Here is a 25,755-nt window from a genome sequence, read left to right as displayed (position 1 = left end):
CTGGGCCGGAGCCGACATGGACCCGGTGTGCGAGAGTGTGCGCGCACACCGCCGTGCGGCGGGCGTCCCCCGGACCCGGGCCCGTGCGCCTCGCGCCACCGGTCCGCCCCGTACGGCCGCGCGAACCGGTGCTGAGGCACGCGGCCGGCTGGCTGTGCGCCGGCACGCCCCCCGTGCGAAGCGTTGTCGCCGGTGAAGTGGGTACTCCCCGGCCATGCGGGTGAGCGTGGTGGATGCGGGGTCGAACACGGTCCGATTGGTGATCGCAGATGTGGAAGGTGGTGTTCCGCTGCCGGTGCACACCGTCAAATGGAAGCTCCGCCTGTCCGAACAGGTGGGCCCTGACGGCACCATCGCCGACGAGGCGGTGGAGCGACTGGTGAAGGCGGTGGCCGCGGCGGGCGCCACGGCCCGGCGGTGGCGTGCGACGGGCCCGCTGGCCTTCGCGACCGCGGTCGTGCGGGGCGCCCCCAACCGCCATGAGGTGCTGCAACGGGTGGCGTCCGGCACCGGCATCCGCATGTGCACCCTGCCCGGTGAGACCGAGGCCGAGCTGACCTTCCTGGCGGCGCGCCGCTGGCTGGGCTGGAAGGCGGGGCCCCTCGCGCTGCTCGACATCGGCGGCGGCTCGCTGGAGGTGGCCTTCGGCCGGGGCCGGCTGCCCGACTTCGCCGCGTCCCTGCCGCTCGGCGCCAACCGGCTGACCCAGGAGTACCTGGGCGTCCAGGACCCGCCCGGCTCGGGCGAGCTGAAGCAGCTGCGCCGCCGTATCCGCCATGAACTGCGGGACGTCGCCTCGCGGATCCGCTGGGAGCGTCCGCGCACCGCCGCCGTCACCTCCCGTACGTTCCAGCAGCTGGCCCGCCTGTGCGGGGCCGCGCCGGGGCGGCACGGCCCGTTCGTGGACCGGGAGCTGGCCTGCCGGGACCTGCGCTCGGCGGTGCACGCCCTCGCCGCGCTGCCCGCCGCCGAGCGCGCCCAGCTGCCCGGGATCTCCGCGCCGCGCGCCGCCCAGAGCCTGGCCGGAGCGGTCGTCGGGCACACGGCGCTGAAGCTCATGGGCCTGTCCCGGGCCGTCGTCTGCCCCTGGGCGATCCGCGAGGGCGTGCTGCTGCGGTACGTCGAGGACGGCGCCGACTGGTGGACGGACGCCACCGGCGAGACCGGCACCACCGCGGCGACACCGGCGGCGCCGCTGCGCATCGCGAGTCCGTCCCCGTGACGGGCGGGCGGCGGGCGGCCGCGCGGCTCGCCTGACGGTCTGCGGCGTACCGGGGGACCGCCCGCTCCCCTCGATCGAGTGAGCGGTGCTTCAGGACGGTTGGCCGGGTGGCACGCTCCCGCGTGAGGCCGGGTCCGGATCATCACCCGCCGTCTCACCCGTCCGACCCCCAGAAGGGACACCTCATGCGCGCTCGACCCACGCGCCGCCGGACCGCGACGACCCTCTGCCTCGGCCTGCTGACCGCAGGCGGCGCGACGCTCCTGGCCCCGGCAGCCGTCGCCGCACCCGCGCCGCTCGCGGCGACGCCCTCCTACTACGACTGCGTCCGCACCTACGACGACCGGAAGTCCGGCACGCTCGTGGGCGAAAGCTGCACGAAGGTCTACGAGACCACCGAGGGCGACGGTGTCTACATCGAGGACTGGGCAAGCCGGAACGACTGGCGCTGCGACCGGATCGACGACGTCGGCACCAGCACGGTCAGGGGCAACGGGTGTCAAGCGGTGGAGAAGGGCTCCTGGTAAGGGAAGGCCTGTCCGGGCCGACGGACTCGGCCCGTGCACGGCGGCCGGGCGCGGTCCACGAGGGTCACCCCGTGCCGGGCAGCCGCCTCGGCGGTCCGCAGGCGCGTCATCGACACGCCGGGGAAGTGCGCCTCGATCCGCGGCCGGGAGAACCGGGAGGGCGCGCGGCGGCGCTCTTGGCATGAGCCTGCCGACAAGTATCCTGGCCGGAACCGCGCTCGCCGCCCCGGCCCCGGCCGCCGCCACCGTACTGGACCCCGCCCACAGCAGCGTCGACTGACAGAGCCCGGTCTACGCCAAAGGCACCGGCCGAAGGGCATCTGGACCGGCTACTGGACCGGCCGCACCTATCAAGGGCCGACCACGCTCAACGGCTACCAGGCCCCGCTGGACACCCTCCCGCCGTTCGTGCGCGCGGGCGCGATCGTGCCCATGCGGCCGAAGGGGACGACGAGTTGGCAGACCCGAGACCGGCACGCCGGACTGGACCTGTACCCGGCGGCGCACGGCACCAGCCACTACACGCCGTACGAGGACGACGGAGTGACCCGTGACTTCGCGGAGGGCGCGGCGGCCACCCAGCGGGTGTCGGTGCGCGCCGACGCCGGGGGTACGACCGTGACGGTCGGCGCGAGCAGGGGCGACTACGCCGGCAAGCCGGCCGCCCGCGCCGAGGCTGCCGCTCGACCGGCGGTCCACCGTGCGGCTGGCCGGCACCCACTCTTGACGTGTCTGGTTCAGACCTTTAACTTCTCGGGTCACCAGCGACCAAGGATGCGGTCATCGTTCACCATACTGAACGCGTCCTTGGTCCACACCCGGTCCACACCCGGCCCGACGAAGGGACCCCCCACATGACCCGATCCCGGCTTCTCGCGGCGACGGCCACCGCCGGCCTCACCCTCGCCGTCACCGCCCTGGGCACCGGCGGCGCGGACGCGGCCGACCCGCGTGTCGCACCCGGCGGCAACTTCGACCTGTCCGTGTGGCAGCTCCAGGAGCCCGTCGGCTCCCCCGGCAAGCCCACGACCATCCCGTCCTCCCGGCTCCAGGGCGCGAACGGCTACCAGGACGCGTACTTCTACACCGACACCCGCGACGGCGCCATGACGTTCTGGGCGCCCGAGAAGGGCGTCACCACGCCGAACTCCCAGTACGCCCGCTCCGAGCTGCGCGAGATGAACCGTGACGGCTCCGCCGCCGACTGGGCGCTCAGCGGCAGCCACCGGATGAGCGCGACCCTGCGCGTGGTGTCCGTGACCAAGAACGTCTGCGTCGGCCAGATCCATCTCGGCTCCGGCGGCTCCTCCACCAAGCCGCTGGTGGAGCTGTACTACCGCGCGAACGGGGACATCGTCCTCGGCACCGAGGACTCACCGGCCGGCGGCCAGACCCAGCACCCCGTCGGGCACGTGTCCGTCGGCAAGACGTGGAGCTACACCATCGCCGTGTCCGGCGGGAACACCATCGACCTGACCGTGAACGGCACCACCACGCACTACGCCATCCCGTCCTCCTTCAAGCCGTACAAGCAGTACTTCAAGGCCGGTTCCTACAACCAGTCCTCCTCGGACAGCACCACCAGAGGTGCCCGCGTGGCGTTCTACGGGCTGACCGTCTCGCACGGCTGACACGCGGCCCGACCTGCGCGACTGGTGCAAACGGCGGGACGGTCGTAGCGTCGGGTGAACGCGGTCGGACACAGCACGACGGGTGGGAGCGACCATGCGCGGATCAGTGATGGGAACGGCGGTCGTCCTCGCGGCGGGAGCCCTGCTGACAGCGGCGATGACCACGGCAACGGCCAGTCCGCCGGCCACCGCCACGACGCAACCCCGCGCCGGCACATCGCCGTCCCACACCGGTACGGCGCGACCGGTCCTGGTCGACTGCCTGTGGAACCGCACCGTCCGCCCCGATGACTTCATCCTGGCCTGCGGCGACGGCAACAGCCGCCTCACCGGACTCCACTGGACCCAGTGGAGTCCGGAGGGAGCGACCGCTGTGGGCATGAACATGGTCAACGACTGCAAGCCGTACTGCGCGGCCGGCTCCTTCCACGCGTACCCGGTGACCGTCCGGCTCGACAGCCCCAAGCCCTGGAAGAAGCACCCGCAGACGCAGCGCTACAGCCGGATGAGCCTCACCTACCAGGAGGGCCGTCCGGAGGGCTTCAAGCAGGTCATGACGTACCCGCTCTGGGACTGACGGCACCGCCGCGGACCGCACAGCCGGGCCCTGGGTGGCCCGGGCGTGCCTCGTACGGCGCGTGCCGGTGGTCCGCGTGGGCGATCCCGCGGCCCCGGCTCCCACCACCGGTGACCCGTCCCCCGTCATGTTGGTGTGACCCCGCACGCCGGCGCCCCGCGCGCCGACCGAAAAGAGGTCACATGCCCCGACTCCCCCGTCTGACCGGTGCCGCCACGGTTGCGCTCGCGTTGGGTCTCCTCGCCGCCGCGCCCGCCAGCGGCCATGAGCCGCTCGTCACCGACGCGCGCGTCCTCGCCCATTTCGACCTGGCCGCCCGCCAGACACCCGAGAACATCGCGCTCGACCACGACGGCTCCGCCGACCTGACCTTCGCCTTCGCCAGGCAGATCGCCCATGTCACCCAGGACGGCCGCATCCGGACCCGCGCCACCCTGCCCGCCGTCGCGCACCCCGCCACGCCCCTCGTGCGCAGCGCCGTCGTCACCGGCATCGCCCGCGCCCACGACGGCACGCTGTACGTCAACTACGCCACCGGCACCAGCGCGACCGGCGTCTGGCGCCTCTCCCCCGGCGACGCACCGGAGCAGATCGCCACGCTGCCGGCCGACGCACTGCCCAACGGGCTGGCCCTCGACGAGCACCGGGGCGTGCTGTACGTCGCCGACTCGGCGCGCGGCACCGTCTGGCGCGTCCCGCGGGCGGGCGGTCCGGCCACGGCATGGGCGACGGGCACGGCGCTCGCCCCGCTCCCGGCACCGCCCGCGCACGGCCACGGCGCGAACGGCATCAAGGTCCGCCGGGATGCCGTGTGGGTGTCCAACACCGACCGGGGCACGCTGCTGCGCATCCCCGTCGGACCGGACGGCTCCGCCGGCCCCGTCGAGACCCGGGCCGACGGGCTCCACGGCATCGACGACTTCGCCTTCCCCGGCCACGGCAAGAGCGTGCTGGCCGCGCTGAACTCCGGCAGCAGGGTCGTCCTGGTCCGCGCGGACGGCACTGTCACGACCGTGCTCACCGCACAGGACGGACTGTCCAACCCGACCTCCGTGGCCGTCCGCGGCCGGACCGTGTACGTCCCGAGCGCCGCGTTCTCCACCCGCCACGACCCGAACCTCCTCGTCGCCCACCTGCGCCACCTCATCGGCCGGGGGTAGCGCAGGCACGGGGTCAGCGGAGCGTGCGCCGCCCCGCGCCGCCCGTACGCCGCTCACCGGAGACCAGGCCCGGGCTGGGCTCACCGGGGACCGGGGCCTCGCCCGGCTCAACGGGCATGCCGGGCGCCCTGCGCTCCGCGCCGCCGGCCGGAGCGGTCCGGTCGGCGGCGGGCGCGAGCGCCGGTGTCAGGGGGCGCGGGCGGGAGGGGTGCCGGTGTCAGGTCAGTTCTGCCAGGAGGTCGCCGCCCTCCACCTGCTGGATGCGGGTGATGGCCAGCCGGGAGACGCGGCCCGCCTTGGGGGCGGTGATCGTGGCTTCCATCTTCATCGCCTCGATGGTGGCGATCGTGGCGCCGGCCGCCACCTCGTCGCCCTCGGTGACGGCGAGGGTCACCACACCGGCGAAGGGTGCCGCGACATGGCCGGGGTTGGCGCGGTCGGCCTTCTCCGTGACCGGGATGTCGGAGGCGGCCGCACGGTCACGGACCTGAATGGGCCGCAGCTGTCCGTTGAGCGTGGACATCACGGTGCGCATGCCGCGCTCGTCGGCCTCGCCGATCGCCTGGAGCTCGATCAGCAGCCGGACGCCCGGCTCCAGGTCGACGGCGTACTCCTTCGCCGGGCGCAGGCCGTAGAAGAACGCCTTGCTGTCCAGCACGCTGGTGTCGCCGAAGGACTGGCGGTGCGTCTCGAACTCGCGGGCCGGGCCGGGGAACAGCAGTCGGTTGAGCGTGGCCCGGCGGTCCTTGGCCAGCCCCTCGCGGTCCTCGGCGGACAGCTCGGGCGCGGGCTTGGGCGCCGCCCGGCCCTGGAGCGCCTTGGTGCGGAACGGCTCCGGCCAGCCGCCGGGCGGGGTGCCCAGCTCGCCCCGCAGGAAGCCGATCACCGAGTCCGGGATGTCGAACTTGTCGGGGGTCGCCTCGAACGCGTCCGGGGAGACCCCGGCGCCCACCAGGTGCAGGGCCAGGTCACCGACGACCTTGGAGGACGGGGTGACCTTGACCAGGCGCCCGAGGATGCGGTCGGCGGCGGCGTACATGGCCTCGATGTCCTCGAAGCGGTCGCCGAGACCGAGCGCGACGGCCTGGGTGCGCAGGTTGGACAGCTGGCCGCCGGGGATCTCGTGGTGGTAGACGCGGCCGGTCGGGGAGGCGAGGCCCGCTTCGAACGGGGCGTAGATCCTCCGGACGCCCTCCCAGTACGGCTCCAGGTCGCCGACCGCCTGGAGGTCCAGGCCGGTGGGCCGGTCGGAGTGGTCGGTGGCGGCGACGATCGCGGACAGCGACGGCTGGGAGGTCGTACCGGCCATGGAGGCCACGGCGCCGTCGACCGCGTCGGCGCCGGCCTGGATCGCGGCGAGATAGGTGGCGAGCTGGCCGCCGGCGGTGTCGTGCGTGTGCAGGTGGACCGGCAGCTCGAACTCGCGGCGCAGCGCCGAGACAAGCTTGGCGGCGGCCGGGGCCCGCAGCAGGCCCGCCATGTCCTTGATGGCGATGACGTGGGCGCCGGCCTCGACGATCTGCTCGGCGAGGCGCAGGTAGTAGTCGAGGGTGTAGAGCCGCTCGTCGGGGTCGTTGAGGTCGGCCGTGTAGCAGAGGGCGACCTCGGCGATCGCCGTGCCCGTCTCGCGTACGGCGTCGATGGCGGGGCGCATCTGGCCGACGTCGTTGAGGGCGTCGAAGATGCGGAAGATGTCGATGCCGGTGGCGGCGGCCTCCTGCACGAAGGCGTCGGTGACCTCCGTCGGGTACGGGGTGTAGCCGACGGTGTTGCGGCCGCGCAGCAGCATCTGGAGGCAGATGTTGGGGACGGCCTCGCGCAGGGCGGCCAGCCGCTCCCAGGGGTCCTCGGCGAGGAACCGCAGCGCGACGTCGTAGGTGGCGCCGCCCCAGCACTCCAGGGAGAGCAGCTGTGGGAGGGTGCGGGCGACGACCGGGGCGACGGCGAGGAGGTCCTTGGTGCGCACCCGGGTGGCGAGCAGGGACTGGTGGGCGTCGCGGAAGGTGGTGTCGGTGACACCGATGGTCGGCGACTCGCGCAGGTGCCGGGCGAAGCCCTCGGGGCCGAGGTCCACGAGCAGCTGACGCGATCCGGCGGGCGGCTCGCCGGCGGGCAGCGGCGGCAGCTTGGTCAGCGGGTCCAGCAGGTCGGGCCGCCGGCCGTGCGGCTGGTTGACCGTCACGTCGGCGAGGTAGGTGAGCAGCTTGGTGCCGCGGTCGGCGGAGGAACGGGCGGTCAGCAGGTGCGGGCGCTGCTCGATGAAGGAGGTGGTGACCCGGCCGGCCTGGAAGTCCGGGTCGTCCAGGACCGCCTGGAGGAACGGGATGTTGGTGGCCACGCCACGGATGCGGAACTCGGCGACCGCGCGCCGGGCCCGGCCGATCGCGGCCTGGAAGTCGCGGCCCCGGCAGGTCAGCTTGACCAGCATCGAGTCGAAGTGCGCGCTGATCTCCGTACCGGCGTGGGTGGTGCCGCCGTCGAGGCGGATGCCGGAGCCGCCCGGGGAGCGGTAGGCGCTGATCCGGCCGGTGTCCGGGCGGAAGCCGTTGGCGGGGTCCTCGGTGGTGATCCGGCACTGGAGGGCGGCGCCGCGCAGGGTGACCGTGTCCTGGGAGAGGCCGAGGCCGGCGAGGGTCTCGCCGGAGGCGATGCGGAGCTGGGCCTGGACCAGGTCGACGTCGGTGACCTCCTCGGTCACGGTGTGCTCGACCTGGATGCGCGGGTTCATCTCGATGAACACGTGGTTGCCGTCGCGGTCGAGCAGGAACTCCACCGTGCCGGCGTTGCGGTAGCCGATCTCGCGGGCGAAGCGGACGGCGTCGGCGCAGATCCGGTCGCGCAGCCGAGGGTCCAGGTTGGGCGCGGGGGCCAGCTCGATGACCTTCTGGTGGCGGCGCTGGAGCGAGCAGTCCCGCTCGAAGAGGTGGATGACGTTGCCCTCGCCGTCGGCGAGGATCTGCACCTCGATGTGGCGGGGCTCGACGACGGCCTTCTCCAGGAAGACGGTCGGGTCGCCGAACGCGGAGGCGGCCTCGCGGGAGGCGGCCTCGATGGACTCGCGCAGCTGGGCCGGGTCCTCCACACGGCGCATGCCGCGCCCGCCGCCGCCGGCGACCGCCTTGACGAAGACGGGGAAGCCGATCTCCTCCGCGGCGCGCGCCAGTTCGTCCACGTCGGTGGAGGGCTGGGAGGAGCCCAGGACGGGCACGCCCGCGGCCCGGGCGGCGGCGACCGCGCGGGCCTTGTTGCCGGTCAGCTCCAGGGTGGCCGCGCTGGGGCCGACGAAGGTGATGCCCGCCTCCTCGCAGGCGCGGGCCAGTTCGGGGTTCTCCGAGAGGAAGCCGTACCCCGGGTACACGGCGTCGGCGCCCGCCCGGCGGGCGGCGCCCACGATCTCCTCGACGGAGAGATAGGCCCGCACGGGATGCCCCGGCTCCCCGATCTCGTACGCCTCGTCGGCCTTCAGCCGGTGCAGCGAGTTGCGGTCCTCGTGCGGGAACACGGCGACGGTGCGCGCGCCGAGTTCGTAGCCCGCCCGGAACGCGCGGATCGCGATCTCTCCACGGTTGGCGACCAGCACCTTGCGGAACATCATGGATTCCCTTCAGCTGCCTGCCGGCGACGAACACCCTGGTGTCAGCCACACCTGCCGTACTCGCGGCCACCCTAGGGGGTGCCCGCACGGGTCGATGTGCGAAAACCATCACACTGACGGGGTGGGCGGCGCCACAGGGGCGCGCCGGAGCGGCCCGGTCAGAACCGGCAGCGCAGTCCCTCGGGGAAGGACGGCGGGGGCGCGGCGAGGGCCGAGCGGATCGATTCCCCCGGTGAGTTCGGTGATGTTCCCCGGGGCTCGGCCAGGACGAGGCCGAACAGCTCCCGGTGGCCGAGCTCTTAGGGGTGGCGGGCCAGGACGTGGGCGGTACGGCGGTGACTGCCCGCGGTGACCAGGGTGCCGCCGCCGCTGGGCGCGATGTCGGAGAACAGGCCGATCAGGAGCAGGCCCTGGTGTGCGGTCCCGGTATGCCGTCCTCCGCCGTGGGGACGGGGGCCGTCACGGGGGCGGGCCGGCGCAGTGCGGCGAGCAGGTCCCGGCGGTGGGCCGCCTTCAGGAACGGCATCACCCTCGCCTCGTCGATCGTCCAGGTCATCGAACGGGTCCCTCCTCGGTCGGGTCCGGCTCGCTCCGGTAGCACCGGAGGGCCTCGGCCAGGACGCGCTGCGCCGCCGCGCGATGGGGGTTGAGGTTGCAGACGAGGTGGTCGACGCCGAGGTCGCGGTAGCCGGCGAAGCCGGCGGCCAGGTCGGCGAGGGTGCCACTGAGGACGGGCCGCCGCGGGTCCGGTGGGTCCGCAGGGCCGGTGGGTACGACGTTGACCCCGGGCGGTGACGCACAGGGTCGCCGGGTCGCGGCCGGCGGCGGCGCAGGCCTCGCGCACGGTGCGCAGCGCGGGTGCGAAGCCGGCCGGGTCCCCGAACCAGCAGCCGTTACACAGGTCGGCGTGGCGGGCGGTCGCCCGGAGCATGCGGGGACCGGAGCCGCCGATCAGCAGGGGAGGGCCCGCGGGTCGCACCCCGCGCGGGCGGAGTTCGCCGCCGTGGGCCCAGAAGTGACGGCCGTCGAATTCCGCCTTCCCGGTGCGCAGCAGTGACGCGATGAGGTGCACGGCTTCCTCGAAGCGGGCCACGCGGTGATCGAAATCGATGCCGAACGCCTCGAATTCCGGCCGGTGCCAGCCAGCGCCCAACCCGAGAATGAGCCGGCCATTGCTGATCGAGTCGAGCGTCACGGCCATTTTCGCGAGGACGGCGGGATTCCGGAACGACGTGCACAGGACGAGCGTTCCGAGCTGAATACGGGAGGTGGCCTCGGCGAGCGCCCCGGGCGAGGGCTCTTATCTCTTCGCGCGAGGGCTGTTTTCCGGGATATTCCGCCAAAGGCAGAGTGATGCCGGCCTTCATGGACCCTCGCCCCCCGAACCGCGATGTTCTGAGATCGCCATGGCCGGAAGTCGGGATATTTCCCGGGAAAGGTTTCTGCTGATTCTAACGTTCGAGGAAAGACGCCGAGACCTTGGCGTCGGTATTCCCGGGACGGTCGGTCGTCAGGGTGGCGCCGGGGACGGACGCGGGGGGCGGGGTGGGCGTGGGTGTGTGCGGCGGTCGTCGGCGCGTGGGCAGCAGTGACCGTACGGCGGCGCGGAGCCGCTCCCCCCGGCCGTGCAGCAGGCCGAGGACGATCGCCGCGGCCACCGCGATCAGGTGCTCGCGGCCGGCCAGGTTGGGGACGGCGATGGACTCCCACACCATCGAGCCGCCGGTCAGCGTGAACACCACGGGCGCGCGCCGGACCACCGAGAGATAGGTGAACAGGCCGACCACGGCCGCGGAGGGCCCGGTGTCCAGCACCTGCCCGGCCTCGGGCGGCAGCCCGAACCCCCACCAGCCGGGCCCCAGCGCGATCATCAGGCGGGCGGTGAGGGTGCCGGCCAGGGTGGTGGCGTAGGCGATCGCCAGAGTCCGGGCCCGGCCCAGGGCCAGTTCGGCCAGGGCGAAGGCGAGGAACAGCTGGGTGATGCCCGCCCATACCGGCAGGTCGAGCGCCGGGACGTACAGCGACACGGGGGTGCGCAGCAGGGACAGCCACAGCGGCAGCTCGGCCCGGACCCCGCCGAGCCGTTCCACCCACAGCGCTCCTGCGGGGTGCTGGGCGATGTCGTGGAAGGAGACGACGCCGGACGCGGCGACGAAGGCCAGCAGCAGCCCGGACAGTCCGCGCCGCGCGAGCCGCCGCACGGGGTCGACGACGATGGCGTGCCACTCGCCCCACAGCGTCCGCCCCGTGAACCGGGCGAGCCGCGCGAGCAACGGGCGGACCCGTCTGGTGCGCCCTTCAGCCGTCATGAGGCACGGCAGCCCATCGCCTTCGGTTCCCCCGTCACGCGCATCGCCCCCTTCACCTCGCTCCCGGCGGTCCGACCGTGCGAGGTGTTTGTCCGTCATCCGACCGTTTCAGGCGCCATCGTATAGATGTACGGATCGCTCCGGTCCGACCCTCCCCTCCGTGCAGTCCAGCGAGCCGGGAGGCGGGCGTCAAGATCCGTCGCGAGGGCACGCCGGTGTGGGAAGACCCACAGGCGTACGGCGCGGAAATCAGGGGCCGGGGGGCAACCGACACCCCCGCGGAACCGTCCTCCGGTACAAGCTTTACCGAGGCTCGGTCCGCAACGGACACAGAACCTTTCTGTTTCGATCACGAACTCTCGTATAGTGACCGCCAGTTCACCACCGGTGTCACGTCTCACCACCCGATGTTCCTGCCAGCCCCGCCCCAGCCTGCCGTCTCTGCCGCGAGGACCAGACCGGACCGATGACCGCGCCCACGTATCCCGGCGACCGACCTTCCCTCCGTACGTTCGTCTCCGCCCTCGCCCTGACCGGTGTGCTGTCGGCACTCGTGGTCTGCGCGGCCGTGGCGGCGGCACCGGACTCCGTGCGCACCCCGCTCGCCTGGGGCGCGGGCGCGGCGGCGGTCGCGCTCAGCACGGCGGTGGCCACCGCCGCGCACGCCCTGCGGACCGCGCGCGGCACCCGGCGCCGGCTGGAGAGCGTCACCCAGGACGTCGGACGGCTGCTCCAGCAGCAGGCCCGTACGACCGAGGAGGCACGTCAGGAGCAGCAGCGGCTCATCGACGAACTCGCGCAGCAGCGCACCGAGTTCACGGAGTCGTTCGCGGCCGAACGCACGCGTCTGGAGGAGAAGGGCGCGCGGGAGCTGGACCGGCTGGAGAAGGAGAACGCCCGACTCTCCGGTGAGTTGGAGCAGGCCCGGCGGGAGCGGGCCGCCGCGGTCGCCGCGACCTCCAACGCCGCCGCCCGGATGCAGGCCCTCGCCACGGCGACCCTCGCCGACCTGCGGGCGATGGAGGACCGGCACACCGACGAGGACGTGCTGGCCGACCTCCTCCATCTCGACCACCGCACCGCCCAGGCCGGCCGGCTCGCGGACTCCGTCGCCGTGCTCACCGGGGCGCGTTCGGGCCGCCGGTGGGCGCGGCCGATCGGGATGGAGTCGATCCTGCGCGGCGCGATGGGCCGGATCGCCGGGTACCGGCGGGTGCGGGTGCACTCGGTCAGCGAGGCCGCCGTCGCCGGGCACGCCGCCGAGGGCGTGATGCACGCGCTGGCCGAACTCCTCGACAACGCGGCGAACTTCTCGCCGCCGACCGCCGAGGTCCACGTCTACGTGGAGGAGGTGCCGGCCGGGGTCATCGTGTCCGTGGAGGACAGCGGGCTGGTGATGGGCGAGGTGCAACTGCGCCGCGCCGAGCGGGCCGTCTCCGGTGACGTCTCCGAGTTGGGCGGTCTGACCGGCACCCGGCTGGGGCTCGCCGTGGTCGGCCGGCTGGCCCGCAAGCACGGGCTCAAGGTGTCGTTCCGGCCGTCGGCGCGCGGCGGCACGGGCGTGCTGCTGCTCATCCCGCAGGAGATCCTGACCAGCCCCGCCCCGGCCGAGCCGGCCGCCGCGGACCCGCGCCCGGAGAGCGGCCCGTCCGCGCAGGCGCCGGCCGCCGTGGACACCGCCGTCGTCCACGAGCCCGCCGCGCCGCCGGAGGAGGGCCCGGCCGGCCTGCCCAGACGCCGCCGGGGCCGCACCCTCGCCCAAGCGGAACGCGCCCGGACGGCACCGGGCACGGCCAAGCACCGTACGACGCGGAGCACTTCGGAACACGGCACCACGTCGAGCACCGACGCACCTCGCACCACGCCCACCTCCGCCGAAGACGGCAACACGCCGGGTGACACGGAGCACCGCACCGCGTCGAGCCACGCCGAGCACGGCACAGCGCCGGGTGACTCGGGGCACCGCACCACGCCCACCTCCGCTGAATACGGCAGCACGCCGGGTGGCACGGAGCACGGCACCGCGTCGAGCACCGACGTGCCCCGCACCACGCCCGCCTCCGCCGAACACCGCACCGCGTCGAGCGACGCCCAGCACGGCACCCCGTCGGACACCGCCGAGCACCGCATCGCACCGGATGGCGCCGAGCACCGAACGTCACCGGCCAGCACCGAGCACTCCACGGCACCGGCCACCCACGCCCCCCGCACCGCACCGGCCTCCGACGCGGGCAGGACCCGCGCCGCCCGCTTCAGCAGCTTCCGTCAGGCGGTACGCCCGTCCGCCCCCGGCACCCGCCGCCCCGGCCCCGCGCCGGCCGACCCCACCACCCCCTCGCCCGCCACAGCGCCGGACGAGTCGGCCGTCGTGCCCGCGCGGGAGGCCGTACAGAACGGTCGTACGGTCAACGTCCCGCACAGCCTCGCGCCGGACGAGCCGGCCGTCACCCCGCCCTCGGAGGGCGTGCCGGCCGGCGACACCTCGTACGGCGCCGGCGAGCACAGCTCCCCCGCCCCCTCTCACCCGCACGCGTACCCGGAAGGCGACACCACTTCATGACCGGCCCGACCACCGCCGACGACAAGCTCACCTGGCTCCTGGAGGGCCTGCTGGAGAGGACCCCGGGTGCGCGGCACGCGCTCGTGCTGTCCCGGGACGGGCTGAAGCTGTGCCGCACGCCGGAGCTGAGCGTCGACCAGGCCGACCAGCTGGCCGCGATCGCCGCCGGCATCCAGTCGCTGTCGCACGGCGCGTCCGTGGAGTTCGGCGACGGCAGCGGCGGTGTGCGCTCGGCGATGACGGAGTTCTACGGCGGTGTGCTGTTCATCGTGGAGGCGGGCGCCGGCGCCCACCTTGCCGTGATCGCCGCGGAGGACGCGGACGCCGGTGTCGTCGGACACAACATGAGCGAACTGGTGGAGCAGCTCGGCGAGCACCTCACCGCTCCGCCCCGCACGTCATGAGCCGACCGGACATGAACCGGTCGAACACGGACCGGCCGGACATGAACCGTCAGGGCATGAACCGTCCGGGCCGGGACGACGCTCCCGACCGGCTGTACACCATCACCCAGGGACGCACCCGCACCGGCCCCGACAACCCGTTCGACCTGGTCACCCTCGTGGTCGCCGAGTCGGAGCCGGCGGCCGGCATGCAGTCGGAGCACGTGGCGATCCTGGAGCTGACCCGGTTCCCCGCCTCGGTGGTGGAGATCGCCGCCGAACTGCGGCTGCCCGTGGGCATCACCAAGGTGCTGCTGTGCGACCTGCTCGCGGCGGGCCGCGTCAGCGCCCGGCATCCGCGCAGACCGGCCATTACCGATCCCGACATCCTGGAGCAGGTGCTCGTTGGACTCCGCAACCTCTGACGCGCGCACCCCCGCGCGCACCCCGTTGGGTGCCTCCGCCGACCAAGGTTTCAAGATCGTGGTCGTGGGCGGCTTCGGCGTCGGCAAGACCACGCTGGTCCGCTCGGTCAGCGAGATCCGCCCCCTCAACACCGAGGAGACGATGACGCAGGCCGGTGCGACGGTGGACGACATCCGCCAGGTGCGCGGCAAGTCCGCCACCACGGTCGCCTTCGACTTCGGCCGGATCACCCTGGACGCCCGCAAGGTGCTGTACCTGTTCGGCGCGCCGGGCCAGGAGCGGTTCTGGTTCCTGTGGGACCGGCTGTTCTCCGGCACGCTCGGCGCGGTCGTCCTGGTGGACACCCGGCGGATCGACGACTCGTGGTACGCCATCGACCGGCTGGAGCACCACGGCACGCCGTTCATCGTGGCCTGCAACGACTTCGGCGGCCCGGTGCGCGCCGGCGCGGCCGTCCGCGAGGCCCTCGACCTGGACCCGCAGGTGCCGCTGGTCGACTGCGACGCCCGCTCCCGGGAGTCGGGCAAGCAGGTCCTCATCACACTGGTGCAGCACGTGAAGAACCGGTACGCCGACCCGTCCGCGCGGGCGGTCCTGCCCCGACAGGAGTTCGTGTGACCACGCCCGACGCCGTCCCGCTGAGCGGGCCCCGGTTCCAGACCGAACCCGCCCGCCTGTACCGGGAGATGCGGCGCGACCACGGCGCCGTCGTGCCGGTGCTGCTCGACGGCGGCATCCCGGCCTGGCTGGTGCTCGGCTACCGGGAACTGCACCAGGTGACCGGTGACCCGGTGCTGTTCAGCCGGGACTCGGACCTGTGGAACCAGTGGGAGAACATCCCCGCGGACTGGCCGCTGCTGCCGATGATCGGGCACAAGCAGCCGTCGATCCTCTACACGGTCGGCGAACGGCACCGGCAGCGCGCGGCGATGATCAGCAACGCGCTGGAGGCGGTGGACCCGTTCGAACTGCGCGCGCACGCCGAGCGGTTCGCGGACGAGCTGATCGACGCGCTGTGCGCGGCGGGCGAGGCCGATCTGGTCGCGCAGTACGCGATGCTGCTGCCGGTGCGGGTCCTGGCCCGGCTGTACGGCTTCCCGGACGAGGACGGTCCGGGGCTGGTCACCGCCCTGAACGACATGATCGACGGGCGGGAGCGGGCACTGGCCGGGCAGGCCCATCTCGCCACGTCCATGGGGCAGTTGCTGGCCGACCGGAAGAAGGAGCCGGCGGCCGACGTGGTCTCCCGGATGCTCGCCGACGAGAGCGGGTTCAGCGACGAGGAGATCGCGCAGGACCTGATGGTGATGATGGCGGCCGGGCACCAGCCGACCGCCGACTGGATCGGCAACTCGCTGCGGCTGATGCTGACCGACGACCGGTTCGCCGCCTCCCTGTTCGGCGGGCGCAACAGCGTCGCCGAGGCGATGAACGAGGTGCTGTGGGAGGACACGCCGACGCAGAACGTGGCGGGCCGCTGGGCCGCCCGCGACACGCACCTCGGCGGCCGGCGCGTCAAGGCCGGCGATCTGCTGCTGCTCGGTCTGCAAGGGGCCAACTCCGATCCGCAGGTGCGGACCGACGCCTCCGCGCTGACCGGCGGCAACAACGCGCACTTCTCCTTCGGTCACGGCGAGCACCGCTGCCCGTTCCCGGCGCAGGAGATCGCCGAGGTGATCGCGCGCACCGGCATCGAGGTGGTCCTGGACCGGCTCCCGGACATCGATCTGGCGGTGCCCGCCGAGTCCCTGACCCGTCGGCCGTCGCCCTGGCTCAGGGGACTGACGCGGCTGCCCGTCCGGTTCACTCCGGTACCCGCCCGCTGACCCGCGTCGCCTCGGCCGACCCGTTGTTCCGCCGCAGGCCCGGGGCCGTCCCCGGACCGGCGCCGTACCCGCCGTACCCGACCCCTGCCCTGGGAGGCACGTCACGATGACGACCGGTACCGAAGCACCCCGCATCGCCCTCGACCCCTTCGTCACCGACCTGGACGCCGAGAGCGCGGCGCTGCGCGCGGCCGGCCCGCTCGCCGCCGTCGAACTGCCGGGCGGTGTCCCGGTGTGGGCCGTCACCCACCACGCCGAGGCCAAGGCGCTGCTCACCGATCCGCGGCTGGTGAAGGACATCGACGTCTGGGGCGCGTGGCGGCGCGGTGAGATACCCGCGGACTGGCCGCTGATCGGCTTGGCCAACCCGGGCCGCTCCATGCTCACGGTGGACGGCGCCGACCACCGCCGGCTGCGCACCCTGGTCGCCCAGGCGCTCACCCCGCGCCGGGTGGAGCGGATGCGGGAGCGGATCGAGAAGCTCGCCCAGGACCTGCTGGACGCGCTGCCCGCGGACGGCGGGACCGTCGACCTGAAGGCGGCCTTCGCCTATCCGCTGCCCATGTACGTCATCGCCGACCTCATGGGGATCGAGGAGGCGCGGCTGCCCCGGCTGAAGGTGCTGTTCGAGAAGTTCTTCTCCACGCAGACCCCGCCGGAGGAGGTCGTCGCCACCCTCACGGAGCTGGCGCAGATCATGACGGAGACGGTGGCGGCGAAGCGGGCCGCGCCGGGCGACGACCTGACCAGCGCGCTGATCCTCGCCTCGGAGGACGGTGACCACCTCACGGACGAGGAGATCGTCTCCACCCTCCAGCTGATGGTGGCAGCCGGTCACGAGACGACGATCTCGCTGATCGTCAACGCCGTCGTCAACCTGTCCACCCACCCCGAGCAGCGCGCCCTTGTGCTGTCGGGCCGGGCCGACTGGTCCGCGGTCATCGAGGAGACGCTCCGCTACTCCACGCCCACCTCCCACGTCCTGATCCGCTTCGCGACGGAGGACGTGCCGGTCGGCAACAAGGTGATCCCGGCCGGGGACGCGCTGATCGTGTCGTACGGCGCGATCGGCCGGGACGAGAACGCCCACGGCCCGACCGCCGGAGAGTTCGACATCACCCGCGACACGAAGAACCGGCACATCTCCTTCGGCCACGGCCCGCACGTCTGCCCCGGCGCCGCCCTGTCCCGCCTGGAGGCGGGCGTCGCCCTGCCCGCGCTCTACGCCCGTTTCCCCGGCCTGGACCTGGCGGTTCCGGCGACCGAGCTGCGCAACAAGCCGGTGGTCACCCAGAACGACCTGTTCGAACTCCCGGTCCGGTTGAATCCGTAGGCCCGGCCTGGCGCCCCTTGACTTCGAGAGCGCTCCAGCTCGTAGCGTCGCAGAACACCGGTGCGTGTGCCCCGCACCCGGTCTCCCCACGGGATGCCGGGTGCCGGATTCCGTCGCTAGATGGAAGAAGGCCCTCGCACCGGAGAACGACCGACGAGTGCACGAAAGGCTGTGACCCCACATGCAGAAGCGCAGGCTGCGGGACCTCCAGGTATCGGCCATCGGGCTCGGATGCATGGGAATGTCCGCCTTCTACGGCTCCGCCGACCAGGAGGAGGGCATCGCGACCATCCGCCGTGCCCTCGAACTCGGCATCGACTTCCTCGACACGGCGCAGGTCTACGGGCCGCTCACCAACGAGTCGCTCGTCGGCGAGGCGATCAGGGGCCACCGCGACGAGTACGTCATCGCGACGAAGTTCAACTACCGGATGGACGACGCCGTCCCCGGCGACATGAGCACGGTCGGCCGGCAGGACGGCTCGGCCGAGCATGTGCGCAGCTCGGTGCACGGCTCGCTCCAGCGGCTCGGCACCGACCACATCGACCTGTACTACCAGCACCGGGTCGACCCGAACGTGCCGATCGAGGAGACGGTCGGGGCGCTGGGCGAGCTGGTCGCCGAGGGCAAGGTGCGGTACATCGGGCTGAGCGAGGCGAGCGCGGAGACCATCAGGCGGGCGCACGCCGTCCACCCGGTCACCGCGGTGCAGAGCGAGTACTCGCTGTGGTCGCGGGACGTGGAGGCCGAGGTGCTGCCCACCTGCCGGGAGCTGGGCATCGGTTTCGTGCCGTACTCGCCGCTCGGCCGGGGTTTCCTCGCGGGCCGCTTCACCTCGCCCGACGAACTGGACGAGAACGACTTCCGGCGCACGAACCCGCGTTTCGCGGACGCCAACCTCCAGGCGAACCTGCGGCTGGCGGAGAAGGTGAAGGAGATCGCCGCCGAGAAGGACGTGACCCCGGCCCAGCTGGCCATCGCCTGGGTGCTGGCCCAGGGCGAGGACCTGGTGCCGATCCCCGGCACCAAGCGCCGTACCTACCTGGAGCAGAACGCCGCCGCGGTGGGCATCGAGCTGACCAAGGACGACCTGGCCCGCATCGACGCCGAGTTGCCGCGGGCGGCGGGTGAGCGCTACGACGAGGCCGGGATGAGGGCCGTCAATCGCTAGGGCGCCGGGCAGGGACCCGGCGACCGCGGGTCCCTCGTGGTCGCTCCCGCCCACGCCGCGGTAGCCGTGGATCGGGGACGGCCCCGGTGCCCCCAGGGGGCGCCGGGGCCGTCCCCCGCTCGCGACGGCGCCGGTCGTCCCGAACCTGAGCGTCCAGGTGGACGTGGACGCGGCCTGCGTGGTCCTCCGGGAGAGCGGCGCGGGATCGTGCACCCGTGCGATCACCGTCCCCGGCCCCGTTCCCGCCGTGTGCGCCCGGACACCACCACGAGGTCCAGCGCCGCCGCCAGCGCGAGAAGCCCGCACACCGCCGCGAGGGTGGTCAGCGGGCCGGTGCCCGGGCTGTCGCCCGGGCCCTCGTGCGCGGCCCACACCGCGAATCCGGCGGTCGCCGCGGCGAACAGGGGCAGGAAGACGGCGGAGAGCAGCAGCCGCAGGCGCAGGGCGCTGCGCGCGGTGGCCGGTTCGGTGCCGGTGCGGGGGACGCGGCGGCCGATCACACCGGAGCGCGACCGGCGGACCGGTGCCGTCGTCCGTCCGTGCTGGTGCTGGCGCATGACGTGCCTCCTTCGGCGGGGCCGCTCGGTCCGCCGCCCTCCGCGTACCAGGACGGACAGGGCTGAAACCGGCCTTGTGAGGAACCCCACGCGCGCCCCAACTGCCGTACGCCCGGGGCCGTTTCACGGATGCGGCCGGATGCCCGCGGACGCGGTGGCGTCGACCGTGCCGTCCCGTCTGCCACCATGGTCGGCGCCCTGACAGGCAGCCCCGGCCGTGCAGCGCTGCCGACCCGACGGGCTCGCCGGTCTTCCCCGATTTTCCCGGTTGTCGAGTACCCCGTCGTGTCTTCTGACCCTGCCCAGCCCCCGTCAGCACCCACCACCGCCCCGGCCTCGCGTTCGCCGTGGCGTTCCCTCCGGCACCGGGGCATGCGCTGGTGGTCGGCCGCGAACTTCGTCTCCAACGCCGGCACCTGGATGCAGCTCACCGTGCAGAACCTGCTCGTGCTGCACATCACGGGTTCGGCGGCGGCGACCGGTCTGTCCATGTCCGTCCAGGCGGCGCCCGCGCTGTTCGTGAGCCTGCTCGGCGGCGCCGCCGTGGACCGCTGGCCCCGGAAGCTCACGGTCACCGTCAGTCAGGCCCTGCTCGGCGCGGTCGCCTTCACCACGGCGCTGCTCGTGGCGCTGGACCGGATCGACATGACGGCCCTGCTGGTGCTGGCCGCCGTGACCGGCGTCATCGCCACCGTCGACGGACCGGCCTGCGCCCTGCTCGGCAACGATCTGGTGCCGGTGGAGGACGTGCCGTCCGCGATCGGGGTGGGCGCGCTGGTGCACAGCGCGGGCCGGCTGGCCGGCACCGCCCTCGCCGGGGTGACCGTCGGTTTCCTCGGCACGTCCGCCGCGTACGCCGCCAACGGGCTGTCGTTCCTGTTCGTGGCCGCCGTGGTGCCGTTCCTGCGGCCGGTGCCCGGGGCCGCCGGGAACCCGGCGGCCGGGCCGCGGGCGGTTCCGGCGCGCGCGGGCATGACCGTACGGGAGGGCCTGTCCTTCTTCGCGCGCAGGCCCCGCCTGGTCGCGCTCGCGGGCATCACCGGGCTCAGCTCCGTCTTCGGCCGCAACTACGGCCTCACCCTCGCGGTCCTCGTCACCGGACCGCTGGCCGGCGGCGCCGAGGCGTTCGGCACGGTCTCCACGGTGCTGGCCGTCGGCGGCATCCTCGGCGCGGTCCTCGGCGCCCGGCTGCGCAGGCCGTCCGTGCGGACCGTGGGTCTGCTCGCGGCGGCGGGTGCGCTGCTCCAGGTGGTGGCGGGACTGTCGCCGTCGCTGGCCGTGCTGCTGGTGCTGGTGCTGCCGATGGCGATCGTGGAGTCCGTCTCCGACACCGCCGGCACGTCCGTGCTCCAGACCGACCCGCCGCCGCATCTGCGGGGCCGGGTGCTCGGCGTGTGGAGCAGCGTCGGCACGGTGTGGAGCCTCGGCGGTCCGCCGCTGCTGGGCCTGCTCATGGAGTGGGCCGGCGCACGCGGCGCGCTGGTGGCGGGCGGTCTGCTCATCGCCGGGCCGATCGGCGCGGGCCTGCTGCTGCGCCGCCGCACCGAACCGGTGCCGCTGACCCTCCCCACGAAGGACGGCGACATCACCGACCGCGAGACCCTGAGCACGGCGGCCTGACACACCCCGGGCGGGACCAGCGGCGACGACCGACGGCTCCGCCGGGCGCCGGGCGCGTCGACGGGGCGGGGGGCTGGCGCCGGGCCGACGGCTCCGCCGGGCGCCGGACGCGCCGCCAACGGGGAGGGACTTGCGCGGGCCGACGGCTCCCTCGGGCACCAGCCCGCGCCGGGCGCGAGCCGCCCCCGCCAGACGCCGCCCGACCCACCCGGCTCGGCGTCACTCGCACCGGCGGACGCCAACTGCCCGGCGCACATGCGCCGGCTGTCCTCCCATCCCGTCGGGCGGCGCCCCACCTCGCCAACGCCACCAGCGCCACCCGACCCATTCCGCCCGGCGTCACCCGAGCCAGCTGACCAAGCCCGCCCGACGCCAGCCGCGCCAGTCGGCGTCCGCTTTAGGGCGCCATCCGACCGACGCGCCCCGGCGTGACCCGCACCGGTCCCCGCCTCCGCCCCGCGCCAAGCGCCACCTCCATCGCCAGCGCCACCTGGCCTAGCCCCGCCACCGCCACCAGCGCCATCCGACCGACCCGCCCCGGCGTCGGCCGCGCCGCCCCCCGTCAGTCGTGTCGCCCCGGCAAGTGGTACACGTGGAACGCCTGGCCGATCACCGGCTGGGCCACGTTGCGTACGCGGACGCCCCCGCTGGTCATGCCGTGCTCCGTGCCGGCGTGGGCGTGGCCGTGCACCGCGAGGTCGGCGCCGCCGGTGTCGATGGCCTCCGCGAGGAGGTAGCTGCCGAGGAAGGGGTAGATCTCCAGCGGCTCCCCGGCCAGGGTGTCCGGTACCGGCGAGAAGTGGGTCAGCGCGATCCGTACGTCGCAGTCCCACTCGTTCAGGTTCTTCAGGGCGCTGTGCAGGCCGTCGGCGGTCCGCCGGGTGTAGCGGACGAACTCCTTCATCAACGGTTCGCCGAACTCCCCCGCGCAGCGGCCGACGAAGCCGCCGCCGAACCCCTTGGTCCCGGCGACCCCGATCCGCGCGCCGTCGGCGGTCACGACGGCCGCCTGCCCCTCGAGGACGTGCGCGCCCGCGTCCCTGAGGATTCCGGTGACCTCCTCGGGCCGCTCGTCGTGGTGGTCGTGGTTGCCGAGTACGGCGACGACGGGCACCCCGAGGTCCTTGATCTCCCGGGCGACGATCGCGGCCTCCTCCGGTGTGCCGTGCCGGGTGAGGTCGCCGGCGAGCAGCAGGACGTCGGCGCACGCGGGCAGTGTCTCGAAGGAGCGCCGCAGGGTGCCCTGGCTCTCGGGGCCCATGTGGATGTCGCCCACGGCCGCGACGCGGATCATGTCAGGTCCTCTCCGTGGTCGGGCGAGGAGGTCCCGGCGATGAGCAGGTCGCTGTGGACCGGGTGCCCCGCCAGTTCCTCGCGGGCCATGCGCAGGATGTCGTCCCGGCACTGGGTGGACGGCACGGTGCCGGTGAGCAGGACGGCGTCGCCGCGCAGTTCGAGCCGTACGCCGAGTTCCGCGAGGTCTCCGGAGGCGAGGTGTTCGGCGAGGTGGGCGACGCGGTAGTCCAGGTTCCCTGCCGCCGGCCGGGGCGGCGGGCTCGTGTCGGTCATGGCTGCCCCTTCTGGGCGTCGATCACGTTCAGCCGTTCGAGGAGGAAGAGGAAGGCGGCCGGCATGGGCTGGTCACCGCAGGTCGTGCGGACCTCGTCCCAGTCGACCTTCTCGCGGACGGCGCGGGCCACCGGCAGGACCGACCCGAAGTCGCAGTAGTGCTCGGAGAAGGCACTGATCAGGCTGCGGATCAGGTCGGTCGGCGACAGGACCGGCATGAGCACCGAGTCGACCGGCAGGACGTGGGCCCGGTCGAGCATGGCCCGGGTGACGGGCTGGTGGGCCAGCGCGAAGATGATGTCGACGTTCTGCCCGTGGCAGGTGGTCTTCACCAGCCAGTCCTCCGGCGGGGTCCGCACGGGGAGGCCGGCCTCCCGCAGTGTGGCGGCCACCGCCTCGGCGTCCTCGGGCAGGATGGCGAAGTCCGCGTCGTGCTGGAGATAGCGGCTGCCGCCGTGGGCGTAGACGGCCACGCTCCCGGCGAGCGCGAAGGTGTGACCCGCGCGTTTGAGGAGCGCGCCGATCTCCTTGGCGGCCTCCAGGATCGCCTGGCTGCGATCGTGCGGCAGTTGCGCCGGATCCGGCGCGGACGAGAACTCCAGGTCCGGCCCGTCCGAGGCGAGGCGGAGTTCGGTGACCTCCGGTCGCCGGAGGGGCGCGGTGTCCTCCCCGTTGTGCGTCATGACCTCTCCGTTCGGCACCCTGCGTCCCGGGGCGGCCGGATCGGCCCCGGGGTCGGTACGGGTACCCGGCGCGCCGCCGGCGACACGGTGTCACCGGAAGGGTTCACTCCTCCACGACGTGCGCCGGACCGCCGCCGGTGATCTCGCCGGCCGGGAGCCACGTCCAGCCGGCGAGGCGGGCCGAAACGCCGTGCCGGTTCCCGTATGGCGTGCGCCGCTTCCGCCCGCGTCGCTCCCCCGTCGGCGAGTGGCCACTCGACCGGGCCGGGAGCACGCTGGTAGGCATGGCGACCCGGGCCGCGCGCGTGCGCCTCCGGCAGCCGTGGCAGTCGGTCCACGCGCTGCTGGTGCTCCCGGTCGTGCTCATCGTGGTGATCACGGTGGTGGACCTGCGGCTGCCCTGGGACATCCATCTCGGGCCGACCCTGGTGATCGCGCCCGCGCTCACCCCCTCCTTCGCCGGACCCCGGGCCACGGCGGGCATCGGGGCGCTCGCGGTGGCCGCCCAGTTCCTCATCGGCGTCCACCGCGGCGGGCTCGGCACCACCAATCACATCGTGCAGATCATCACTCTCACCATCCTGGTGGTGCTCACCATCCTCTACAGCGCCCTGCGCGAGCGCCGGCAGGCCCAGCTGGCCCAGGTCCGCACGGTCGCCGAGGCCGCGCAGCACGTCCTGATGTGGCCGCTGCCCGAGCAGATCGGTCCGCTGCGGATCGCCTCGCTGTACCTGGCCGCCGAGGACGAGGCCCAGATCGGCGGCGATCTCTACGCGGCGACCGTGTGCGACGGCTCGGTGCGCCTCCTCATCGGCGATGTCCGCGGCAAGGGGCTGCCCGCCATCGGCGAGGCGGCGCTGCTGCTCGGCTCGTTCCGGGAGAGTGCCCACCGGCACATCCCGCTGGGCGAACTGGCGACCCGGCTGGACCAGAGCGTCACCCGCTACGCGGCCGACCTGGAGACCCCGGAGGAGGTGGGCGAGCGGTTCGCCACCGCGCTGCTCGTGGAGATCCCGGACCGCGACCCGGTCCGCATGACCAGTTGCGGCCATCCGCCTCCGCTGCTGCTGAGCCCCGGCCACGTCGTGACCGTGCCGAGCCTGCACCCCTCGCCGCCGCTCGGGGTGCACGCCGCCGCCGAGCACACCCTGGACGTGTTCTCCTTCGAGCCGGGCGACACGCTGCTGCTCTACACGGACGGGGTCATGGAGGCCCGGGACGAGCACGGCCGGTTCTATCCGCTCGCCGAACGGGTCGCGCGGTGGACCGAGGACAGCCCCGAGGCGCTGATGCACCATCTGCGGCGCGATCTGCTCGCCCACGTCGGCGGCCGGCTCGGCGACGACGCCGCGCTCATCGCGGTGCACCGCACCCCCGTCGAGCGCCGCCGCCACCACGGCCGCGGCGAGGTCGCCCGCCACGCGTGAGCGCCCGCCGAGGTCGCCCGCCACGCATGAGGGCCCGGCGGGGACGCCGGCCGGCGGTCGATCCGGAGGACGATCCCGAGGACGGCCGCGAGACGGCTGGGGGCACCGGCCGGCACACGGTCCAGGCGGCGGCCGACCCGCGTCTTACGGCCGGAACCGGGGCGAACGTCTGACTTCCGGCGGATAGCGGTACGACAGCACCCACTCGGGTGGCTTCGGCAGCCACGTTCAACTGGCCTTGCGACAAAGTTCAGTTCGAAGGGTGGCCCCTCCTGCCGAGGCGTTGCGAGAATCTGCGGCGCCTCGACAACAGGGAGCCCCCGTGCGTCAGTTGAAGTCCGCGCTCGCCGCCGCCCTCGGCGCGCTCGCCCTCGTCCTCACCTCGCCCGGCACCGCGGGCGCCAGCGTCCTGCAACTTCTGCCGCAGAACGCCGACGGCCTGGAACAGACCTTCTCCCCCGCCTACGACTACGACGGCGACGGCTGTTACGCCACCGCCGCCATCGGCAGCGACGGCACCATCAACCCCGGCCTGAAGCTGGGCGGTGACGTCAACGGCCACTGCCACGACTACGCGCAGCTCGCGAACGCCAACACCTACTCGCGCGAGAAGTGCAACAACGGCTGGTGCGCGGTGATGTACGCCAGCTACTTCGAGAAGGACCAGGCGACCCTCGGGCCCGCCGCCATCGGACACACCCACGACTGGGAGCACGTCGTGGTGTGGATCAAGGACAACACGGTCGAGTACGTCTCGGTGTCCCAGCACTCCGGCTACCAGGTGGCGGCCCGCTCCTCGGTGCGCTTCGACGGCACCCACCCGAAGATCGTCTACCACAAGGACGGCGTCTCCACCCACTGCTTCCGGTTCGCGAACACCAACGACGAGCCGCCGGAGAACGTGACCGGCGGCTGGTTCTATCCCCGTCTGGTCGGCTGGAACGGTTATCCGGCCGGCTACCGCGAGAAGCTGCTGAGCGCGGACTTCGGGGCGGCCACCATCAAGATCAAGGACGGTGACTTCCAGTACGCGCTGGCGAACTCCATGCCGTCGGGCATCGCCTTCGACCCCAACGCCTGACCCCGGCGGGGGGGGGGGGGGGGGGGGGGGGGGGGGGGGGGGGGGGGGGGGGGGGGGGGGGGGGGGGGGGGGGGGGGGGGGGGGGGGGGGGGGGGGGG

Annotated in this window: 23 protein-coding genes and 1 pseudogene; 16 read left to right on the top strand and 8 right to left on the bottom strand. The window is 73.5% G+C overall.

The features are described 5' to 3' along the window. The first annotated feature begins 214 nt into the window (after positions 1 to 214). From ACZ4WH_RS25960 to ACZ4WH_RS25935, 6 genes are all read left to right on the top strand, one after another. Positions 215 to 1,222, top strand: a complete 1,008-nt coding sequence (locus tag ACZ4WH_RS25960) for a Ppx/GppA family phosphatase (protein WP_468184580.1) — start codon at positions 215 to 217, stop codon at positions 1,220 to 1,222. Between the two features lie 185 nt (positions 1,223 to 1,407). After that, the gene (locus ACZ4WH_RS25955) at positions 1,408 to 1,749 is read left to right on the top strand and encodes a hypothetical protein (RefSeq protein ID WP_468184578.1); all 342 of its coding nucleotides are present in this window, start codon (positions 1,408 to 1,410) and stop codon (positions 1,747 to 1,749) included. 276 nt (positions 1,750 to 2,025) lie between these two features. Then, complete coding sequence (locus ACZ4WH_RS25950; protein ID WP_468184721.1) at positions 2,026 to 2,607, top strand: DUF5110 domain-containing protein; 582 nt, start codon at positions 2,026 to 2,028, stop codon at positions 2,605 to 2,607. Next, a complete protein-coding gene (locus ACZ4WH_RS25945) occupies positions 2,604 to 3,380 on the top strand; it encodes a polysaccharide lyase family 7 protein (RefSeq protein WP_468184575.1) in 777 nt (258 codons plus the stop codon). The genes ACZ4WH_RS25950 and ACZ4WH_RS25945 overlap by 4 nt, the downstream gene beginning before the upstream one ends. A 94-nt stretch (positions 3,381 to 3,474) precedes the next feature. Then, positions 3,475 to 3,957: a hypothetical protein gene (locus ACZ4WH_RS25940; protein WP_468184573.1), complete on the top strand. Its 483-nt coding sequence runs from the start codon at positions 3,475 to 3,477 to the stop codon at positions 3,955 to 3,957. 182 nt (positions 3,958 to 4,139) lie between these two features. Continuing rightward, positions 4,140 to 5,117, top strand: a complete 978-nt coding sequence (locus ACZ4WH_RS25935; RefSeq protein WP_468184571.1) for an SMP-30/gluconolactonase/LRE family protein — start codon at positions 4,140 to 4,142, stop codon at positions 5,115 to 5,117. A gap of 217 nt (positions 5,118 to 5,334) precedes the next feature. On the opposite strand, the gene ACZ4WH_RS25930 is transcribed toward ACZ4WH_RS25935, so the two are convergent. The 4 genes and pseudogenes from ACZ4WH_RS25930 to ACZ4WH_RS25915 all read right to left on the bottom strand — a co-directional run bounded on the left by ACZ4WH_RS25930 (position 5,335) and on the right by ACZ4WH_RS25915 (position 11,021). After that, positions 5,335 to 8,709, bottom strand: a complete 3,375-nt coding sequence (locus tag ACZ4WH_RS25930; protein WP_468184718.1) for a pyruvate carboxylase — start codon at positions 8,707 to 8,709, stop codon at positions 5,335 to 5,337. A gap of 400 nt (positions 8,710 to 9,109) precedes the next feature. After that, positions 9,110 to 9,268, bottom strand: a complete 159-nt coding sequence (locus tag ACZ4WH_RS25925; protein WP_468184568.1) for a hypothetical protein — start codon at positions 9,266 to 9,268, stop codon at positions 9,110 to 9,112. Between the two features lie 288 nt (positions 9,269 to 9,556). Beyond that, positions 9,557 to 9,952, bottom strand: a pseudogene (locus ACZ4WH_RS25920) (LLM class flavin-dependent oxidoreductase); the annotation flags it as partial. A gap of 211 nt (positions 9,953 to 10,163) precedes the next feature. Next, positions 10,164 to 11,021, bottom strand: a complete 858-nt coding sequence (locus ACZ4WH_RS25915) for a hypothetical protein (protein ID WP_468184566.1) — start codon at positions 11,019 to 11,021, stop codon at positions 10,164 to 10,166. 466 nt (positions 11,022 to 11,487) lie between these two features. Here ACZ4WH_RS25915 and ACZ4WH_RS25910 point away from each other — a divergent pair, with 466 nt between their 5' ends. The 7 genes from ACZ4WH_RS25910 (at position 11,488) to ACZ4WH_RS25880 (ending at position 18,720) form a co-directional block, all read left to right on the top strand. Beyond that, entirely contained in the window at positions 11,488 to 13,581 is a 2,094-nt protein-coding gene (locus ACZ4WH_RS25910; RefSeq protein ID WP_468184563.1) for a sensor histidine kinase, read from the top strand. Beyond that, positions 13,578 to 13,985, top strand: a complete 408-nt coding sequence (locus ACZ4WH_RS25905; protein ID WP_468184561.1) for a roadblock/LC7 domain-containing protein — start codon at positions 13,578 to 13,580, stop codon at positions 13,983 to 13,985. Before ACZ4WH_RS25910 ends, ACZ4WH_RS25905 begins: the two co-directional genes overlap by 4 nt. A gap of 56 nt (positions 13,986 to 14,041) precedes the next feature. Further along, positions 14,042 to 14,389 (top strand): DUF742 domain-containing protein, encoded by a 348-nt coding sequence (locus ACZ4WH_RS25900; RefSeq protein ID WP_468184716.1) that lies wholly within the window; start codon positions 14,042 to 14,044, stop codon positions 14,387 to 14,389. Then, positions 14,370 to 15,008 (top strand): GTP-binding protein, encoded by a 639-nt coding sequence (locus ACZ4WH_RS25895; protein ID WP_468184559.1) that lies wholly within the window; start codon positions 14,370 to 14,372, stop codon positions 15,006 to 15,008. The genes ACZ4WH_RS25900 and ACZ4WH_RS25895 overlap by 20 nt, the downstream gene beginning before the upstream one ends. Beyond that, positions 15,005 to 16,216 (top strand): cytochrome P450, encoded by a 1,212-nt coding sequence (locus ACZ4WH_RS25890; RefSeq protein WP_468184556.1) that lies wholly within the window; start codon positions 15,005 to 15,007, stop codon positions 16,214 to 16,216. Before ACZ4WH_RS25895 ends, ACZ4WH_RS25890 begins: the two co-directional genes overlap by 4 nt. Positions 16,217 to 16,322: 106 nt before the next feature. After that, complete coding sequence (locus ACZ4WH_RS25885) at positions 16,323 to 17,549, top strand: cytochrome P450 family protein (RefSeq protein ID WP_468184554.1); 1,227 nt, start codon at positions 16,323 to 16,325, stop codon at positions 17,547 to 17,549. A 181-nt stretch (positions 17,550 to 17,730) separates the two neighbouring features. After that, positions 17,731 to 18,720 carry an aldo/keto reductase gene (locus tag ACZ4WH_RS25880; protein WP_468184551.1) on the top strand — a complete coding sequence of 330 codons (990 nt, stop codon included), beginning with the start codon at positions 17,731 to 17,733 and terminating at the stop codon, positions 18,718 to 18,720. A 221-nt stretch (positions 18,721 to 18,941) separates the two neighbouring features. Here the strand turns inward: ACZ4WH_RS25880 and ACZ4WH_RS25875 are convergent, their stop codons facing one another. Then, positions 18,942 to 19,277: a DUF6343 family protein gene (locus ACZ4WH_RS25875; protein WP_468184548.1), complete on the bottom strand. Its 336-nt coding sequence runs from the start codon at positions 19,275 to 19,277 to the stop codon at positions 18,942 to 18,944. A 372-nt stretch (positions 19,278 to 19,649) separates the two neighbouring features. Between ACZ4WH_RS25875 and ACZ4WH_RS25870 the strand changes: the two genes are divergently transcribed. Beyond that, positions 19,650 to 20,897: an MFS transporter gene (locus tag ACZ4WH_RS25870; RefSeq protein ID WP_468184546.1), complete on the top strand. Its 1,248-nt coding sequence runs from the start codon at positions 19,650 to 19,652 to the stop codon at positions 20,895 to 20,897. Positions 20,898 to 21,459: 562 nt separating this feature from the next. On the opposite strand, the gene ACZ4WH_RS25865 is transcribed toward ACZ4WH_RS25870, so the two are convergent. From ACZ4WH_RS25865 to ACZ4WH_RS25855, 3 genes are read right to left on the bottom strand one after another with little or no spacing between them, the layout of a single operon-like run. Next, entirely contained in the window at positions 21,460 to 22,191 is a 732-nt protein-coding gene (locus ACZ4WH_RS25865; protein WP_468184543.1) for a metallophosphoesterase family protein, read from the bottom strand. Then, positions 22,188 to 22,466, bottom strand: a complete 279-nt coding sequence (locus tag ACZ4WH_RS25860) for a BON domain-containing protein (RefSeq protein WP_468184541.1) — start codon at positions 22,464 to 22,466, stop codon at positions 22,188 to 22,190. The genes ACZ4WH_RS25865 and ACZ4WH_RS25860 overlap by 4 nt, the downstream gene beginning before the upstream one ends. Next, entirely contained in the window at positions 22,463 to 23,149 is a 687-nt protein-coding gene (locus tag ACZ4WH_RS25855; RefSeq protein ID WP_468184539.1) for a hypothetical protein, read from the bottom strand. Before ACZ4WH_RS25855 ends, ACZ4WH_RS25860 begins: the two co-directional genes overlap by 4 nt. Before the next feature lie 284 nt (positions 23,150 to 23,433). Between ACZ4WH_RS25855 and ACZ4WH_RS25850 the strand changes: the two genes are divergently transcribed. Next, positions 23,434 to 24,576, top strand: coding sequence for a PP2C family protein-serine/threonine phosphatase (locus ACZ4WH_RS25850; RefSeq protein ID WP_468184537.1), 1,143 nt, complete (start codon positions 23,434 to 23,436; stop codon positions 24,574 to 24,576). 322 nt (positions 24,577 to 24,898) lie between these two features. Next, positions 24,899 to 25,657, top strand: a complete 759-nt coding sequence (locus ACZ4WH_RS25845) for an NPP1 family protein (RefSeq protein WP_468184534.1) — start codon at positions 24,899 to 24,901, stop codon at positions 25,655 to 25,657. Positions 25,658 to 25,755: the final 98 nt, after the last annotated feature.

The sequence above is a fragment of the Streptomyces sp. NPDC029138 genome (assembly GCF_055564375.1).
Note: the sequence above shows the minus strand (reverse complement) of the source record. Positions and strands in the feature narration are given on the sequence as shown.

Excerpts from the sequence above, each read along its gene's own strand:
- ACZ4WH_RS25900 (WP_468184716.1), top strand. The coding sequence starts at position 14,042 with ATGAACCGTCCGGGCCGGGACGACGCTCCCGACCGGCTGTACACCATC.
- ACZ4WH_RS25865 (WP_468184543.1), bottom strand. The coding sequence starts at position 22,191 with ATGATCCGCGTCGCGGCCGTGGGCGACATCCACATGGGCCCCGAGAGC.
- ACZ4WH_RS25960 (WP_468184580.1), top strand. The coding sequence starts at position 215 with ATGCGGGTGAGCGTGGTGGATGCGGGGTCGAACACGGTCCGATTGGTG.
- ACZ4WH_RS25870 (WP_468184546.1), top strand. The coding sequence starts at position 19,650 with ATGCGCTGGTGGTCGGCCGCGAACTTCGTCTCCAACGCCGGCACCTGG.
- ACZ4WH_RS25855 (WP_468184539.1), bottom strand. The coding sequence starts at position 23,149 with ATGACGCACAACGGGGAGGACACCGCGCCCCTCCGGCGACCGGAGGTC.
- ACZ4WH_RS25925 (WP_468184568.1), bottom strand. The coding sequence starts at position 9,268 with ATGACCTGGACGATCGACGAGGCGAGGGTGATGCCGTTCCTGAAGGCG.
- ACZ4WH_RS25945 (WP_468184575.1), top strand. The coding sequence starts at position 2,604 with ATGACCCGATCCCGGCTTCTCGCGGCGACGGCCACCGCCGGCCTCACC.
- ACZ4WH_RS25910 (WP_468184563.1), top strand. The coding sequence starts at position 11,488 with ATGACCGCGCCCACGTATCCCGGCGACCGACCTTCCCTCCGTACGTTC.
- ACZ4WH_RS25905 (WP_468184561.1), top strand. The coding sequence starts at position 13,578 with ATGACCGGCCCGACCACCGCCGACGACAAGCTCACCTGGCTCCTGGAG.
- ACZ4WH_RS25955 (WP_468184578.1), top strand. The coding sequence starts at position 1,408 with ATGCGCGCTCGACCCACGCGCCGCCGGACCGCGACGACCCTCTGCCTC.
- ACZ4WH_RS25860 (WP_468184541.1), bottom strand. The coding sequence starts at position 22,466 with ATGACCGACACGAGCCCGCCGCCCCGGCCGGCGGCAGGGAACCTGGAC.
- ACZ4WH_RS25875 (WP_468184548.1), bottom strand. The coding sequence starts at position 19,277 with ATGCGCCAGCACCAGCACGGACGGACGACGGCACCGGTCCGCCGGTCG.
- ACZ4WH_RS25850 (WP_468184537.1), top strand. The coding sequence starts at position 23,434 with ATGGCGACCCGGGCCGCGCGCGTGCGCCTCCGGCAGCCGTGGCAGTCG.
- ACZ4WH_RS25935 (WP_468184571.1), top strand. The coding sequence starts at position 4,140 with ATGCCCCGACTCCCCCGTCTGACCGGTGCCGCCACGGTTGCGCTCGCG.
- ACZ4WH_RS25940 (WP_468184573.1), top strand. The coding sequence starts at position 3,475 with ATGCGCGGATCAGTGATGGGAACGGCGGTCGTCCTCGCGGCGGGAGCC.
- ACZ4WH_RS25930 (WP_468184718.1), bottom strand. The coding sequence starts at position 8,709 with ATGTTCCGCAAGGTGCTGGTCGCCAACCGTGGAGAGATCGCGATCCGC.
- ACZ4WH_RS25915 (WP_468184566.1), bottom strand. The coding sequence starts at position 11,021 with ATGACGGCTGAAGGGCGCACCAGACGGGTCCGCCCGTTGCTCGCGCGG.
- ACZ4WH_RS25880 (WP_468184551.1), top strand. The coding sequence starts at position 17,731 with ATGCAGAAGCGCAGGCTGCGGGACCTCCAGGTATCGGCCATCGGGCTC.
- ACZ4WH_RS25885 (WP_468184554.1), top strand. The coding sequence starts at position 16,323 with ATGACGACCGGTACCGAAGCACCCCGCATCGCCCTCGACCCCTTCGTC.